This window comes from Shewanella sp. MF05956, assembly GCF_059758055.1.
Window position 1 is genome coordinate 12,761 of record NZ_JCAYNV010000001.1, and the last position, 15,719, is coordinate 28,479.

At 42.3% G+C, this 15,719-nt stretch carries 15 protein-coding genes; 1 reads left to right on the top strand and 14 read right to left on the bottom strand.

Annotated features, from left to right (window positions below):
• Window positions 1-83 precede the first annotated feature (83 nt).
• A complete protein-coding gene (locus tag AC19MX_RS00055; protein WP_432402813.1) occupies window positions 84-707 on the top strand; it encodes a DUF6942 family protein in 624 nt (207 codons plus the stop codon).
• Here the strand turns inward: AC19MX_RS00055 and nadE are convergent, their stop codons facing one another.
• The 14 genes from nadE to AC19MX_RS00125 form a co-directional block, all read right to left on the bottom strand.
• On the bottom strand, window positions 708-1,538 hold the full coding sequence (nadE, locus tag AC19MX_RS00060; protein WP_432402811.1) for an NAD(+) synthase: 831 nt from the start codon (window positions 1,536-1,538) through the stop codon (window positions 708-710).
• 157 nt (window positions 1,539-1,695) lie between these two features.
• Window positions 1,696-3,000, bottom strand: coding sequence for an inosine/guanosine kinase (locus AC19MX_RS00065; protein WP_432402809.1), 1,305 nt, complete (start codon window positions 2,998-3,000; stop codon window positions 1,696-1,698).
• A 271-nt stretch (window positions 3,001-3,271) separates the two neighbouring features.
• Window positions 3,272-3,916 (bottom strand): adenylate kinase, encoded by a 645-nt coding sequence (gene adk / locus AC19MX_RS00070; protein WP_188957000.1) that lies wholly within the window; start codon window positions 3,914-3,916, stop codon window positions 3,272-3,274.
• Between the two features lie 136 nt (window positions 3,917-4,052).
• A complete protein-coding gene (locus tag AC19MX_RS00075; protein WP_432402807.1) occupies window positions 4,053-4,916 on the bottom strand; it encodes a tetratricopeptide repeat protein in 864 nt (287 codons plus the stop codon).
• A gap of 65 nt (window positions 4,917-4,981) precedes the next feature.
• A complete protein-coding gene (htpG, locus tag AC19MX_RS00080; RefSeq protein WP_432402805.1) occupies window positions 4,982-6,895 on the bottom strand; it encodes a molecular chaperone HtpG in 1,914 nt (637 codons plus the stop codon).
• Between the two features lie 292 nt (window positions 6,896-7,187).
• Window positions 7,188-7,787 carry a recombination mediator RecR gene (gene recR, locus AC19MX_RS00085; protein WP_432402803.1) on the bottom strand — a complete coding sequence of 200 codons (600 nt, stop codon included), beginning with the start codon at window positions 7,785-7,787 and terminating at the stop codon, window positions 7,188-7,190.
• Window positions 7,788-7,938: 151 nt separating this feature from the next.
• Window positions 7,939-8,172 (bottom strand): helix-turn-helix transcriptional regulator, encoded by a 234-nt coding sequence (locus tag AC19MX_RS00090; RefSeq protein ID WP_432402801.1) that lies wholly within the window; start codon window positions 8,170-8,172, stop codon window positions 7,939-7,941.
• On the bottom strand, window positions 8,165-8,662 hold the full coding sequence (locus AC19MX_RS00095; protein WP_432402799.1) for a hypothetical protein: 498 nt from the start codon (window positions 8,660-8,662) through the stop codon (window positions 8,165-8,167). The genes AC19MX_RS00090 and AC19MX_RS00095 overlap by 8 nt, the downstream gene beginning before the upstream one ends.
• A gap of 279 nt (window positions 8,663-8,941) precedes the next feature.
• Complete coding sequence (locus AC19MX_RS00100) at window positions 8,942-9,274, bottom strand: YbaB/EbfC family nucleoid-associated protein (RefSeq protein ID WP_160054287.1); 333 nt, start codon at window positions 9,272-9,274, stop codon at window positions 8,942-8,944.
• 140 nt (window positions 9,275-9,414) lie between these two features.
• Window positions 9,415-12,438 carry a DNA polymerase III subunit gamma/tau gene (gene dnaX, locus AC19MX_RS00105; RefSeq protein ID WP_432402797.1) on the bottom strand — a complete coding sequence of 1,008 codons (3,024 nt, stop codon included), beginning with the start codon at window positions 12,436-12,438 and terminating at the stop codon, window positions 9,415-9,417.
• Window positions 12,439-12,587: 149 nt separating this feature from the next.
• Window positions 12,588-13,139, bottom strand: a complete 552-nt coding sequence (apt, locus tag AC19MX_RS00110) for an adenine phosphoribosyltransferase (RefSeq protein ID WP_432402841.1) — start codon at window positions 13,137-13,139, stop codon at window positions 12,588-12,590.
• A gap of 133 nt (window positions 13,140-13,272) precedes the next feature.
• Window positions 13,273-13,638, bottom strand: coding sequence for a YbaN family protein (locus tag AC19MX_RS00115; RefSeq protein WP_432402795.1), 366 nt, complete (start codon window positions 13,636-13,638; stop codon window positions 13,273-13,275).
• A gap of 380 nt (window positions 13,639-14,018) precedes the next feature.
• On the bottom strand, window positions 14,019-14,774 hold the full coding sequence (locus tag AC19MX_RS00120) for an HvfC family RiPP maturation protein (protein WP_432402793.1): 756 nt from the start codon (window positions 14,772-14,774) through the stop codon (window positions 14,019-14,021).
• A 50-nt stretch (window positions 14,775-14,824) separates the two neighbouring features.
• Window positions 14,825-15,661 carry an HvfB family MNIO-type RiPP peptide maturase gene (locus AC19MX_RS00125; protein ID WP_432402791.1) on the bottom strand — a complete coding sequence of 279 codons (837 nt, stop codon included), beginning with the start codon at window positions 15,659-15,661 and terminating at the stop codon, window positions 14,825-14,827.
• Between the last annotated feature and the right edge of the window lie 58 nt (window positions 15,662-15,719).

The following is a 15,719-nucleotide window of genomic DNA, read 5'->3' on the forward strand; positions in this document are numbered from 1 at the left end:
CCATTACGCTTTTATATCGCTACAGACTTTTTTAAATAACTACTGACTTTTTTAATACTAAAGGCGGAGGTTGTAGACATTTCATGCAGAGTAACCAAGCAACAATGATGCTAGGCCCGCAAATAGCTGACATCATTTTTTATCTACCGACTCCGCCAATATTGCCAGCAGATTGGCAGGCAACACAACCCGATGCTATTGCACAATTAATTGCTTTAAATGGAAATCATTGGCGAAAAATTATTACCATTATGGCTAAAATATGCTGCTTACAAGTGGATATCACCGCAAACAAAGGTACGGCATGGAAATGCATCAGAGATAACTTATTTCATGATGACAAATTCATACAGATAACGACACAAACGAGTTCGCAGTGGCTTCCCCGCTTAACTTGCCAATTACGCATTGTGATGCCAAATACCGTTCCAGAGCTCTTATTACTAGCGCAGTCAATACCAGAGCACTTCACAAAAGACTGCTGGCATATTGTATGTGGCAAAGAGACTCAACAACGGCTAGGGCTAAGCGTTACAGATACTGAGTCTAATGCGAATACAGAAGAGACTAACCTTTGGCAAGCCATTGATGAGGATAATAAAATACAGCGTCAGCACACATGTTTACTGACGCCATATTTAGATTACCGACAATATTCTAATGTCTTAATTGAGCACACAAGAAAGCAACTTGCGATAAACAGCTGATTAATCGTAAATCGTTGGGATTGGTTGGCGTTTATGCTGCGTGCGTTTGTAAATTCCAACTAATTTATCTTCTACTGACTTAGGCACATCTTTGCCTTCCAAAAAGTCATCAATTTGATCGTAGGTTAATCCCAGTGCCACTTCATCTTCTAACTGTGGTTTATTGTCTTCTAAATCTGCTGTGGGTGCTTTGTTAACTAATAACGCTGGAGCACCTAAAAATGCAGCAAGCTTGCGCACTTGGCGTTTATTTAAGCCAAACAGTGGCGCTAAATCACATGCACCATCACCAAATTTAGTATAAAAACCGGTAATATTTTCTGCGCTATGATCGGTGCCAACCACCAAACCACCCACTAAACCGGCAATATTATACTGAGCAACCATTCGCATTCTGGCTTTGACATTACCTTTAGCAAAATCGACTTTGTTTTCTTCTGGTAATGTCATACCAGCCTCAACTAACCCCGCGAGTGTGGCATGGTGAACGCCTAATACTCCGTCAGCAATGTTCACCGTGACTTGCTTTGAAGGCTGAATAAACTGACAGGCTAACTGCGCTTCATCTTCATCTTTTTGAATTTGATAAGGCAATCGCACTGCAATAAATTGGTAGACAATATCACTCTGCTCTGTGTTTAAGCTATCAACAGCCAACTGACATAAACGACCTGCTAATGAAGAATCAACCCCACCACTAATGCCTAACACCACATTATGGCTATGCGACTCTTTAAGTTTTGCTTTGATAAATGCAACTCGGCGCTGAACTTCAAACTCAGGCTCAATAGCCTTAAGTACATGCATCTCTCTTAAGATTTGTCCTTTCACGTGACGCTCCTGATTGCTTACTTTACTAGCTGATGCTAATTGCTGTTAATGAACGGGTAAGTTTAGATTGTACCTGAACTGAGGTTATTCTATTAAATTCCAAGCAAAAAAAAACGATAATGATGATGCATTATCGTTTTTTTTAACTAAAGCGAAATTAACGCTCCCAGTATGACTCTTCTAAGCTGTCTTCACGCTCAGGCAAACCACGCGATAAACGCGGGCTATGCTGTGCTAACACCTCATATGCAACACGGTTAGCGTACTTGCACACTTGTGAAAATGACGAATAACATAAGCCATCACGTTTGTGCTTGCTTGACCCTGGTACGTTGGTTTTATGGAAGGTATTGGCAGACAAGTCATGAAGTAAAGCCGACAACGCACCATCACCCGCGCCATTGGTATTACGAATAAGCTCTGGGCCGCCCATGTAAGGAGAAATGTGCGCGTACACCTTAATCGGTGTTTCACAATCTTCTTTCAGCATAGGCCGAGAAAACTCATAGCGGTTAAATTCAGGGATTGCGCCCGGTAACAGTAAATGACTGGTTTCACGTTTGGCGCTGTCTTCTGCGTAGCCCGCGGTATAAAGACCAATCGGCCCTGCGGTAGTCAATACCAAGTCACACCATTCAAGCGCAGCTTCACTGGCCAATAGCGGGTCTTTAAAGCCGGTTAGCGCCTCACCTTCATCTTCGTTCATGGCCAAAATGGTCACATGATCGTTAATAAAGTCTTGCCACCATTTAGGATCTTCTTGAATTAAGAAGCGTGTGCCTAAGGTTAGCACGACAGGCACTTCCGCTTCTTTTGCATATTCAATGGCTGTCATCGCAGCATCTGTAATGCCATCGCCGTCACTGGCACGCATCAAATAAGCGGTTAAAACTAATGCCGAACTGCCTTGGATAACGTCTTTGTTAATAAACTCAGGCGTCAGTTTATCCATTGAGCCTTTGCTGATAGCAAATGTGCGTTCACCACAATCAGAAATCAAGGTAAAACAACGACCAATAGGACCATCAACAGGCTGTAAATAGTTTAAATCGACTTTAGATGAAGTGTTACATAAGTAACGATATGCATAACTGCCAACCATGACTTTTTGGCTCATTACGCCAAATAAAACAGAACGGTCGTCGGCTAAAATAGAATAGTTATGTACTGTGTTTCCGATGGTACCACCAGCAAACTCGTCACTGATCATCTCATTTGATTTAAGCTCGTGATACAGATTATGCGCTTGTTCGTCGTTAATGAGGGTAGAGTTACCTTTAGGTAAACCATAGCGCTCAAGTAATTCGTCTTCGACTTTGGCTTCAATATCGACAAGTGTCTGATCAATGCCACAAATGTAAGTCGAAAATGGCTGTGGTTGCTGGGTAAGTTGAGCCAATAAAGGATCACGACTGTTTACGGGAAAATAGTGCTTTGACTTACGTTGACCGGGAAACTTCATATTGGGCTCTCATAGCTTAGCATCCATGCCAGTGTGATGTTAATTGCCTATGACGACGTTCAACGTTGAAAAGTCGCCCTCTGCGAAAATGGCGGCAGATTTTACCATATATCAACGATAACATTATATTAATTTTAACTTAAAGCGCAGTAATTGTTGCGCTTGTTTCTCACAGTTTGACCTTACGCAGAATAGGGAGGCATTAGTGGAACAATTTTTAGACATAAAAAAACCTGCATCAGCAGGTTTTTATTACGCATTAACATCGTATTTACTTTAATACGTTGGCTAACTGCTCACTCACTTTAGTCACTGACTGAGTACCGTCAAACTTGTTGTACTGAGTGCGACCTTCTGCAGCCACTTTGCCATAGTAATCTACTAATGGTTTAGTTTGCTCGTGGTAAATGCCTAAACGCTTACGAACAGTGCTTTCTTCGTCGTCTGGACGAATAGCAAGCTCTTCACCCGTTACATCATCTTTGCCTTCCACTTTAGGTGGATTAAACACAACATGATAAACACGGCCAGAACCAGAGTGAACACGACGACCGCTCATGCGCTTAACGATTTCTTCGTCAGGCACGTCAATTTCAATCACGTGGTCGATCTCAATGCCATTTTCAGCCATTGCATCTGCTTGAGGAATTGTGCGAGGGAAACCGTCAAGTAGGAAACCTTTTACACAATCATCTTGAGCAATACGCTCTTTCACAAGACCAATAATCAGGTCGTCTGACACTAATTGACCTGCATCCATGACTTTCTTGGCTTCTAAACCTAATGGAGTGCCAGCTTTAACGGCTGCACGCAACATGTCACCGGTTGAGATTTGTGGGATACCATACTGTTCCATAATGAACTGAGCTTGGGTACCTTTACCGGCACCTGGGGCACCCAATAAAATAATGCGCATCTCAAAAGTCCTCTTTTAAGTTTATGTTCTTTTTAGGGCGGCGATTTTCGCACATATACCGCAGTTTTAATAGCGCTTTTGTTATGACATTAGACCTAAATCTAATAAGGTTTGTAACAAAAACGCTAAGGCATGTTTAATACAGTAAGGTATACAATTTACGGCGATATTGATTGGCTAACGCATTGCCCTGTCCTATCGCAGTGAGTATATCCATAAAGGCTTGTTTAACTTTACCGTCTAATGCGCCTAAGTCTTTCTGCAAAATAGCAAACAGCAACTCAAGCGCTTCTTCATTTCGATGCGCTATATTTAATGCTTTTGCCAACGAAACAACCGCGTCTAAATTATCAGGTTGTTCTGTCACACTTTGTTGTAACTGGCGGATCTCGGGAGTATCAGCCGCATCTTCAGCTAAGGCTAATTTGGCCATTAGATTCTGATAATAACTGTCTTGATCCGCTAAACCAATGTGAGCTAATAACGCTTTTGCATCGGCTAACAACCCTTGCTGTAAGGCAACGTCTGCCATTACTAAGCCCACTTCAGCGGCTTGCTGCGCATTGGCATACACGGTTTTAAGCTTCACAGCGAGTTGAGTCAGCTCTTCTGGCGTCAGTTCTCCCTCTGCTAACAGTTGCTTAATCGCATCAAACTCCTGAACCCATAACGGTGGCAAATGTTTGTCGAGTAAATCATTCACCTGTTGTTCAGTTTGTACGCCGGCAAAACCATCGATTGGGCGACCTTTGTCTAGCACCAATGTGGTCGGTAAGTTTTGAATTTGGAAATAATTCGCAATTTCGATTTCAGCTTCACAATCGACTTTAGCCAAAATAAATCGACCAGCCTGAGCTTGTGCTATCTGCTCTAACGTTTGCAGCATCTGTACACTTTCAGGCTGAGGTTGCGCCCAAAATGCTAATACCACCATTTTTTCCATTGAGGTATCGACAACTTGCTGAATGTTTTCTTTGGTTAAATTAATCAGGTAGTCCATGGTGCCCCCGGTATCATCCAAAAACAAAAGCGGACTACTGTCCGCTTTTACTGCTTTAGGTTTGCTTATTTAAAGCTGGCCATTAACATCTGGTTTGTGAGCTTAATAAACGCAGACGGATCGGACAAGCTGCCCTTCTCTGACAGTAACGCTTGTTGTAATAACAAGTTAGACCAATCAGCAAATAACTGTTCGTCGGCTTCGTTATTTAAACGCTCAACCAATGGATGGCTTGGATTAATTTCAAATGTCGGTTTTGACTCTGGTACAGGTTGCCCTGCAGCTTGCATCAATTTAATCATTTGAGTCGACATCTCACCGTCACCAGTCACTACACACGCTGGGGTGTCAGTTAAACGTGAGGTTACTTTCACATCAGACACTTTGTCTGCTAATGCCGCTTTAATACGTTCAACTAACCCTTTAGCTTCTTCTGCCACTTTATCTTGAGCTTCTTTATCAGCTTCATCTTCTAGTGAGCCTAATTCAAGATCGCCTTTGGTAACCGAGTGAAGTTTTTTACCTTTAAACTCATTTAAGTGATTAATTAACCACTCATCAATACGCTCTGACATCAGTAGTACTTCAATGCCTTTTTTGCGTAACAATTCTAAGTGCGGGCTATTTACTGCGGCGTCATGGCTGTCGGCAACGATAAAATAGATTTTATCTTGGCCTTCTTTCATGCGCTCGATGTAGGCGTCTAACGATACGGTAGTCGCTGCTGAATTGTCGTGAGTAGAAGCAAAACGCAGTAAGCCAGCAATACGTTCTTTGTTAGCAAAATCTTCTGCTGGGCCTTCTTTTAATACTTGGCCAAATTCAGCCCAAAATGATTGGTATTTCTCGGCATCATTTTCAGCTAGCTTTTCAAGCATACCAAGTACACGTTTGGTTAACGCTTGACGTAAATTTTTGGTCACTTGGTTGTCTTGCAAGATTTCACGCGATACGTTTAGCGGTAAATCTTTTGAGTCAATTAAGCCTTTTACAAAACGTAAATACGTTGGCATGAACTGCTCAGCATCATCCATCACAAACACACGTTGCACAAACAGTTTTAAGCCGTGTTTATGGTCACGATTGAACATGTCCCACGGAGCTTTAGCCGGAATGTAAACTAAGCTGGTGTATTCTTGCTTACCTTCAACACGGTTGTGAGACCATTTAAGGGCATCGGCATAATCGTGTGAAATATGCTTATAAAATTCTTGATATTCTGCGTCAGTAATATCAGCTTTATTACGTGTCCAAAGCGCAGTGGCTTTGTTCATTGGCTTCCAAGTGCCTTCAGTGGCAGCAATTTTTTCGCCGTCTTCACCTTCTGACTCTGGTTGGCCCGCTTCAAACATTTCTACCGGAATAGAGATATGATCTGAGTATTTAGAAATAATTGAGCGTAAACGGAATTCATCTGCAAACTCAGTTTCTTCATCACGAAGATGTAACGTGATTTCGGTGCCTCGAGTGTTTTTAGTGACGGTTTCAACGTTAAATGAACCTTCACCTTCTGATTCCCACAATACTGCTTCGTTTACCGCATGGCCGGCAGCACGAGTGCGCACAACGACTTTTTTCGCCACGATAAATGCAGAGTAGAAACCGACACCAAATTGGCCAATTAACTGTGAGTCTTTTGATGCTTCACCAGACAAGTTGTTAAAAAAGTCTTTAGTGCCTGATTTAGCAATGGTACCTAAATGCTCGATAACGCCGTCGCGGGTCATACCGATACCATTATCAGAAATAGTAACCGTGCCTTTTTCTTTATCCGTACTCACTCGTACGCGTAATTCGCCATCACCTTCGTATAACGCATCGTCGGTGAGTGCAAGGTAGCGTAATTTGTCTGCTGCATCGGCTGCATTTGAGACTAATTCACGTAAGAAAATCTCTTTATTGGAATACAAAGAGTGGATCATCAAATGCAATAGTTGTTTTACTTCGGTTTGAAAGCCATGAGTTTCTTGTTGAGACATGAATAATTTCCCTTGGTGTTACGTTAATACAAAACGAGTCGAACGATGCACTCGTGTAAAAATCTTCGTTAACCAAGAAATGGGGGGCTTTAAACTGTTTTCAAGGGCTGTTGGATTTTATTGCTCAATATTTCCGCAACAATCCATGTTTATCGACTCTAAAAACATTTTGTGAATAAAAATTGATGACAGTCTGCTCGCTGGAGAGACAATATTGACGGGAAATTCCTGCCAATCAGTGGTTGGCAGGAAAACATAAGATTTTATGAACCGTTAACACAGATATGAGCGATTAAAGCGGAATACGGCCATTAAATGACAAGGCTAGCGTGGTGCTGTCGACATACTCAAGTTCGCCGCCTACGGGTACACCGTGTGCGATACGGCTAATAATCACTTTGTGACGTCTTGCCATGTCAGCAATAAAGTGGGCTGTCGCATCCCCTTCTACAGTGGGATTGGTGGCCAAAATAAGTTCGCTGACATCGTCTGACGCTAAATGACGCTCTAACAGTGCCAGGCCTAGCTCTTCTGGGCCGACACCATCAAGTGGCGATAAATGCCCTAGCAACACAAAGTAACGCCCTGTAAAGTGACCACCGGCTTCAATGGCGAGCACATCTGCAGGTGTTTCAACCACGCAAATGATACCGGCATTAACACGGCGGTGACTCGAACAAATTGGACACAGATCTTGCTCAGTAAAGGTTCGACAACTTTGACAATGCCCTACTTCAGACATGGCTTTTTGTAATGACTCGGCTAATTTCAACCCCACTTTACGTTCACGTTCTAACAACTGAAATGCCATACGCTGCGCAGATTTAGGGCCTACGCCTGGCAAACCACGTAAAGATTGAATTAACTCATCGAGCAAGGGACTAAACTTCATAAAATTGCGAATACCTTAATGACTGATCTAATTGTAATACCATCGACACTGCCCAAAACCCATTCACTGAACGACAATGCTGTGCGATTATTGTCTGAGCTGAGCGTGAATGCAAAGGTTAATCCTTTAAGGAGCATATTTGATCATCGAGTTATTTTTCCGAACGGTAACTAAATACTTTATCTAACGGTAAGTTGAACACTTCTGCGATTTTAAACGCCACCTCAAGTGTCGGCGAGTATTTATTCGATTCAATTGCCATCACTGTTTGCCGAGTCACACCAATGTGTTCCGCTAATTGCTTTTGAGTCATTTCATTATTTAAAAACCGTAGGGTGCGAATTGAGTTCGAAATCCCGATTTTATTGTCATCAGGCTTACTCATAAATATCTCCAGAACGGCCCTTGTACAACTGCACACCATAATGTGCTAATTCCGCCACTAAGAAAGCCCCAACTAAAATGTGTAACGGTAAATGCGGCACGCTTGATTGCATAAACTCGAAATCTTGGGCGGCGATATTATATTGAAATAAGGCTAAAACCACCCCGACTTGTAAAATGATGGCGCTGTATTTGTAGCCCACCAAATTAATCTGCTTTTCTCTCACATCCATCGGCCGAGATAATTCATCGTCGCTGATGAACGCCAATACGATATAACTGACGACCATCAAAACAATAGAGTAAACAATCACCTCAAGTAGCACAGTAGAGAGCCATTCTATGGAGGCGAGTTGCTCTGGTGTGGCATTAACCAACTGACTTAGGTAAAAGTAACTAATGTACGCTGTCACTAAAAAATCGACCGATAACGTCACTTCTCTAAAACTGGTCTCTTGTAACCATTGAATCAACTTCTGCTTATTATCCATGTTAACCTCAACGAACTTAATGTATAAAATATTTAACTTAACATAGCGTAATACATCACAACGATATGTCAAATATTTTATACTTGGAGTTAACTTTGATAAACCAAAGGTGAAACATGCTAATGCGGTTTAATCGTCGTGATAATGTGTTAGCAATACGCATTGGTCATTGCTGATTGGTCATTGGTCATTGGTCATTGGTCAAGCTGACTCTGACGCGAAAACAAAAAAGCTCAAGCATTATGCTTGAGCTTTTTTGTTTGTTGTTAACAACAACGATTAAAACGGCATTTTCATTCCTGGTGGTAATTGCATGCCACCGGTCACTTCGGCCATTTTAGTTTTTTGATTTTCTTCTAGACGACGCGCTGCATCATTACAGGCCGCAGCAATCAAGTCTTCGAGCATTTCTTTGTCATCTTCCATTAAGCTTGGGTCGATTTCAACTTTACGCACGCTGTGGTTACCTGTCATGGTTACTTTAACCAAGCCAGCACCCGCTTCACCCGTCATTTCTGTGCGTGCGATCTCTTCTTGCACTTTTGCCATTTTGTCTTGCATCATTTGGGCTTGTTTCATTAAATTGCCCATACCGCCTTTTCCACCAAACATAGTTTGTCTCTCTCTAATTAGGATTGTTAGCACGTCGCCATAATGACGCTAATCTTACTGAAATAAAATCGATTGGCAATCTAGGCTGAGCATTTTTGAGATGAAGATATGTTCATTCAACCTAAATTACCCGTTATTGATCATGATTGAGCCGTTATTTGAGCAATATCATGGGCAATTTGCGCCAATTGCTCAGGCGGATACTCAATACTATCACTGTCTAACTGCGCAGATAATCGTTGGATCATCCACTGAGTATTATCATCTTGCAAAATTGACTGCTCAGCTTGAGCAATCAATTCGCGATGAAATCGTTTACGTAATTCTAACGGTGTTTCCCGCTTTGGAACAATACCAATTTGAATTTGAACTTCAGTTGGTTGCTGCAAATAATCCGTTAACGCTACTTGCAATTGATCTATCGCAATGGGTGCAGAAAGGTGTTTTTGATCTGGTTTTAATACCAACACCAGTGGATTAGTTTGTGCCTGACACACTGAGTTTACGCCCAACTGCCTTACTCGACCGCCCACAGACACATTAGTCATCACTTTATACCAATGTAAATCAAGCTCATTACCCTCAATACTGTGTGGGGTAAAAGGCACCATTGCGGTTGACGCTTGGAGTGCGTCAGATTTAGCTAATGACTCAGCGGTAATAGTCGGCTTTGATGCCGTTAACGCACTCGAGGTTGGCTCTTTTGCTGCAGAGCCTGCTTGGGCAGATTGTGTTGTCTTTTGCTGAGCAAAATCGGCAAACGTATTAAATGACTCATCACCGGCGGGCTCTACCCACGGCGGCCTATCGTATTGAGTATCGGCATTTGCACTTTTATTTATAGCATGTTGACCACTTGGCACATCATCAGGCGTTTTTACTGACATAGTGGCAGACTCAGATACAGGCTCAGAGGCAGACTCTGGATTAGCCTCTACCTGGCTTGCGTTATGCGGCTCAATCGGCGCATCCTTTACCGACATATCAAGTGATGACTCAAGTGAGGAGTCAGTCGAAGGTTCAAGAGATGATTCAGCTGTTGTCGCAAAGCGTTTCGGTGCTGTAGGTACTTTACTTATGCTAGCTAACTTACCGGCAACGGGTACTTTGGCAGCTTCCGCTTCTTTTTGTTGCAACGCGCCGACATCGGCAATTAACGAATCGCGGCTGGCCAGTACCACATTAAGAAAATCTAACGCATCTTCTTGGTTTACAGCTGTTTCAGCCTCTGATTTTGCCTCAGGTTCTATCGGTGTTTCAGGCGATGAAGTATCTGCAGATGGCGCTTCTGCAGATACACTCAGTGTATTCGTTTGTTCAAATGACTCATGCAAGGGCTGAGATTGATACAAAGACTCAGACTGAGCAGAAAATGTCATATAATAGTCATGATCAGCAGGTTGATAATCACTGTCTTGATCGTAATCACTAAACGAATAGCCGTCAAAAGAATCGTCTGATGAGATATTTGAAGTGCTATCAAGTGGATCATTGGCTGCGTTATCAACAGAAACACCTAAACCGTCGCTCGACTCTGTGGTGTCACTGATGGAATCCAAACCGTCTTGATGTGTAGATTGAACATTTGAATCTTGATGACCATCAACAGCAAGGGCATTGCGCTCAATATCTGTCGTAACGGGCTCAGGCTCTTTCGTATCTAGAGCCGGGGGTTGTGGCATCGTTTTAGTGGGTGATTTATCATTAAAGCCAAAGCTCTCAGCTTGACTCAACAGCACATGTTGTTCTGCTATTAATGCAGCATCCGTGAGTGCTTCATCGACATCGCTAAGCGCATTATCGGGTTCATCATCGCTTAACTCACTTTGCGTCGTGTCATCGTCAGGCGAAGCAGCATCGTTCGATTCTGCCGAGGTTAATTCAGTATCTAGTGGGGTTGCCAAGACTTGGCTTACATTGGCTTGTGTCTCATCCTTTGGCATTAATGCTGCAGGAGCTTCACTTGGTATTGCTTGGCTTACGGATACTGAATCTTTAGGCTTTGGGCTTGTATCTGTGACCTCGTGCGTTTGTGCTAAATCAATTACCGCTGGCGTAGTTGTTACCCAACGTTTGACTTGCTTTTCAGGCGTGAAAGCTACCGCACGAAGCAATGCCATTTCCAGCCCTGATTTTGGATCTGGCGCAAAAGCTAAATCTTTACGGCCATTCAGTAACATTTGATAATACAATTGCACTTGCTCTGGCGATAATTGCTGGGCAAACGCTAGAATTTGCTCACTGAACAGAGACTGTTGAGCGGCTGCAGGAGCAAACTGAGTCAAGGTAATTTGATGCAGTAACTCGAGTAGACTTCGCAACACTTCTTCAGCATCAGCACCAAACGCTAATACTTTTGCCACCATTTGCATCAAAGGCGCGACATCGGCATCACATAAGGTTTTTAATAGCGCAATAACATGCTGTTCATCAATGCTACCGAGCATGGTTTGTACTTGCTCAAGCATCACCTGCCCGCTACCAAACGCAATGGCCTGGTCGGTTAAACTCAACGCATCTCGCATACTGCCATTAGCCGCCTTAGCCAATACATTTAATGCTTGGGATTCAAAAGGCAATTGCTCTTGAGTAATCACGTACTCGAGTTGCTTGCAGATCTCTTGTTGCGACAGACTCTTTAAATTAAATTGCAGACAACGAGATAATACCGTGACCGGTAATTTATGTGGATCAGTGGTCGCCAGCAAAAATTTTACATGTTCAGGGGGTTCTTCTAAGGTTTTTAACAAGGCATTAAAGCTGCTGCGCGACAGCATGTGGACTTCGTCTATGAGGTAGACTTTAAACCGGCCACGAGATGGACGATATTGTACGTTGTCGAGTAATTCGCGGGTATCATCCACTTTGGTGCGCGACGCTGCATCGACCTCAATTAAATCGACAAAACGGCCTTGAGCAATTTCAATACAACTTGAACATTCACCGCAAGGATTAGCGGTTACGCCGGTTTCACAGTTTAGCCCTTTGGCAAAAAGTCGTGCCAAGCTGGTTTTACCGACCCCACGGGTTCCGGTAAACAAATAAGCGTGATGAAGACGTTGCTGACTTAATGCATTAGTGAGTGCCATGAGCACATGGGACTGACCAACCATTTGTTCAAATTTTGCTGGACGCCATTTGCGGGCGAGCACTTGATAAGACATGAAATTCCCCACAGAGAGCTATCGGGAGTCAATCCCATTAAAGGGGATAACAATAACATGCCAAGGGCTGGCATGCTATTGTTGAGCGGGCATTTGATGGACGTTAATGCAGTTAACTGCTTAATAAATTAGCAGTTATTTTAAACTTACTATTCGCCGTCAAACTCACACAAGCTTAATACTTCAATCCCTAAACCTTGTAGGCGCTTTTCGCCGCCAATTTCAGGCAATGAAATAACAAATGCAGCATGGGAAACTTCACCACCCAGTTCACGAATAAGCTTAACCGTTGCTTCGATTGTGCCGCCGGTGGCTAATAAATCATCAATCACTAGCACTTTATCGTTTGCGTTAATCGCATCGGTATGAATTTCTAAAGTGTCTTTACCGTATTCTAATTCATAAGTTTGGCTTATGGTTTCGCGTGGTAATTTACCAGGCTTACGCACAGGCACAAATCCAACGCCAAGTTCAAGTGCTAAAGGTGCACCAAATAAAAAGCCACGCGCTTCTGTGCCAACCACTTTAGTAAAACCTTTTGATTGGTAGTGAGCAACTAAAATGGCAATCGTTGCTTTGTACGCTTCAGCGCTTTCTAACAAGCTGGTGACATCACGAAACATAATGCCTGGCTTTGGATAATCAGGAATGGTTTTAATGCTGTTCTTGATAAGCGCTAAACTGTCTTGGTTCATCATAATTAGTTAACTCTAGTTTAAAAGTGATTACGCAATAAAAAAGTCCACGTGATTGGTGGACTCTGGTAAAAATACTTAAGTGATCTTATGCCCGTTTAATCTCAGTTGCAACTGTCATGCATTAACTGACGATTTATTATTCTAACTCTGGGATCCGCCACAAAAAAAACAACAACACGAGCATCATGCTAAACAACATCATTTTAACCCACACGAGTGGCACAATTACGATGCTAATACAAAAGCTTAGGCTGCTCAATATCATGGCTTTACGCTTTAATGGTCGACTCAAAGCCTTTTTTGATTGCCATTGATGGATCCCTTCGGCAAACCAAGGGTGTGTGACTAACCAATGGTGTAAACGGTCATTTGAACGAGCAAAGCAAAATGCCGATAATAAAATAAAAGGAACAGTTGGCAGTAATGGTAACAAAATGCCCATTAAGCCTAATACTAGGCTGCATAAACCAATAATCAAAAAAAAGCCGCGTTTTAGCGCCATAACCACCCTCGCCATAAACAAAAAACCACTCTATCAGAGTGGTTTAGTAAGGCAATATCATGACAGATTATTCTGAAATAAGCGTTAAATTAATCCAGACACTTTTAACCATGAAAGACTTGCTGGCAATGTTGGAATTAATAAAACCAAAATAAAACCAATAAAATAAACAATGTTAAACGGGTCTTTAAACGGCTGACTCATGATAATTCCTAGATTAAAGTGATATTTATACTGCAATGGCTTACATCAATCATTTAATGATGTTGTTAACAAGTGAGTTAATTAACCCTATGTTGACGTGAAGTCGATCACAAAAGTGGCTCATTTTAGACGCATCTTCACAAAATAAAAACCTTAAAATTACTAAGTCTACTTAGCTAATTGGCCGCTACCACAATCCCCTTCTGTGCGAGTTGCTGCAACAAAGGTAAGCAACCAGATAATAAAGCATCCGTCGACATTTGCGGATAATGCCCACTGAGCCAACTGATAATTTGGTCAACATTAACCGCTTGTTGCGCCCGATCCATTTCTTCAATATAAGCTAACACTTGCGCACTTAACGGCGTAAGTTGTAAGAACGCCACTTCATCTTCACTGTCGCGGTAAACGCAAAAAAAGTGAGCTTGAGCGGTTGGCGCTATAGGTTGGTAATCGACACTGATATGTTGAACATCAAAGCCATATTGAGCAACCTTAGCACTGGCAGCTAAGCTTAAAAATGGGTGCTGCACATTATCACTGTCTAATAATTGCGATACTGCTGTGTCGGGGGCTACGGCGGCGCACAGCTCTAACCATTCATAATGCGCAAGTTGCAGCATAAAGATGGGGTCATGTTCAGACGGAGTATATTGGTGTTGTAAAAATGCGAGAAACTCAGCGGCTATTTCTACGAATATCGGAGTTTGACAATCATGCTTCACAAAAAACTGTTGCACTAACATTTGCCATTGCTCGGCAGTATATAAGCTTTTTAATACCGGAAAGGCACTGGAGACAAAGCCTGAAATATTATTAAAAAACAGCTCTCGGTAAATTGTCATTCGACGTGCTTCAATGCCGTCAGGCAACGGTAAGCTGGGATCACGAATGTAATCCATAAACTGTTGCTGTACGTCAATAAATCCCATTTCAGTTTCCTCAATAATAACAGCGATAACCACGATTTAACTCAACGACTTTACTTATGTAATAGAGCATCTTGTTGATAATGATGAATTTGGTTTATCTCGTTGAGCAAAACGTCTGTTTTAGGAATATTAAAATCTCGTTCGAGCAACGTCGGGTGAACACCGTGCAATTGATAACATTGTTGTAGTAATGTCCATACTGGGTCAATCACATCGGCACCGTGGGTATCGACTTTTAAATCAACGTCTTCGTCATAATGGCCAGCAATATGCAAATAGGCGATACGCTCTGTTGGCATCGCGGCAAGAAATTCATTGGCATCATATTGATGATTAATTGCATTAACATAAATGTTGTTTACATCGAGTAATAATTTGCAGTCAGCTTCTTGTAATACCGCATTCACAAAGGCTTGTTCGCTCATTTGCGCCCCAGGCGCGGCATAAAACGACACATTTTCAAGAATAAAAGGACGTTCAAGAATATCTTCTACTTGCTTGATACGTTTTGCCGTGTGGATCACGGCTTCATCGGTAAACGGTATCGGCATCAAGTCGTACATGTGGCCGGTTCCCGAGCAATAACTTAAATGTTCTGAATATACATTAATGCTGTGACTGTCTAAAAAACGTTTTATATTTTGGACGAATTGAGTGTCTAATGGCGCAGGACTGCCAATTGATAGCGACAAACCATGGCAGAAAAAGGCATGTTGTTCGGTCAATTGTTTAAATTGACGGCCAAATTTACCGCCTAATGTCATCCAGTTTTCAGGCGCGACTTCGAAAAAATCTATTGCTGAAGGAACATGCTGACAAAACTCCGCTAACATTTCGCGACGAAGCCCTAACCCAACACGATCTTGGCGATGAGTATTGCTATGCATAATAGAGTGTGTGTCCTTTAACGATAAAAAACAGATAAAATTAAGGCCTGAATCTCAG

Bases quoted from the DNA above. Each gene is read 5' to 3' on its own strand.
- AC19MX_RS00120 (WP_432402793.1), bottom strand. From the start codon at position 14,774: ATGGGATTTATTGACGTACAGCAACAGTTTATGGATTACATTCGTGAT.
- AC19MX_RS00075 (WP_432402807.1), bottom strand. From the start codon at position 4,916: ATGGACTACCTGATTAATTTAACCAAAGAAAACATTCAGCAAGTTGTC.
- AC19MX_RS00125 (WP_432402791.1), bottom strand. From the start codon at position 15,661: ATGCATAGCAATACTCATCGCCAAGATCGTGTTGGGTTAGGGCTTCGT.
- AC19MX_RS00090 (WP_432402801.1), bottom strand. From the start codon at position 8,172: ATGAGTAAGCCTGATGACAATAAAATCGGGATTTCGAACTCAATTCGC.
- AC19MX_RS00065 (WP_432402809.1), bottom strand. From the start codon at position 3,000: ATGAAGTTTCCCGGTCAACGTAAGTCAAAGCACTATTTTCCCGTAAAC.
- AC19MX_RS00055 (WP_432402813.1), top strand. From the start codon at position 84: ATGCAGAGTAACCAAGCAACAATGATGCTAGGCCCGCAAATAGCTGAC.
- htpG (WP_432402805.1), bottom strand. From the start codon at position 6,895: ATGTCTCAACAAGAAACTCATGGCTTTCAAACCGAAGTAAAACAACTA.
- AC19MX_RS00100 (WP_160054287.1), bottom strand. From the start codon at position 9,274: ATGTTTGGTGGAAAAGGCGGTATGGGCAATTTAATGAAACAAGCCCAA.
- dnaX (WP_432402797.1), bottom strand. From the start codon at position 12,438: ATGTCTTATCAAGTGCTCGCCCGCAAATGGCGTCCAGCAAAATTTGAA.
- recR (WP_432402803.1), bottom strand. From the start codon at position 7,787: ATGAAGTTTAGTCCCTTGCTCGATGAGTTAATTCAATCTTTACGTGGT.
- adk (WP_188957000.1), bottom strand. From the start codon at position 3,916: ATGCGCATTATTTTATTGGGTGCCCCAGGTGCCGGTAAAGGTACCCAA.
- AC19MX_RS00115 (WP_432402795.1), bottom strand. From the start codon at position 13,638: ATGGCGCTAAAACGCGGCTTTTTTTTGATTATTGGTTTATGCAGCCTA.
- AC19MX_RS00095 (WP_432402799.1), bottom strand. From the start codon at position 8,662: ATGGATAATAAGCAGAAGTTGATTCAATGGTTACAAGAGACCAGTTTT.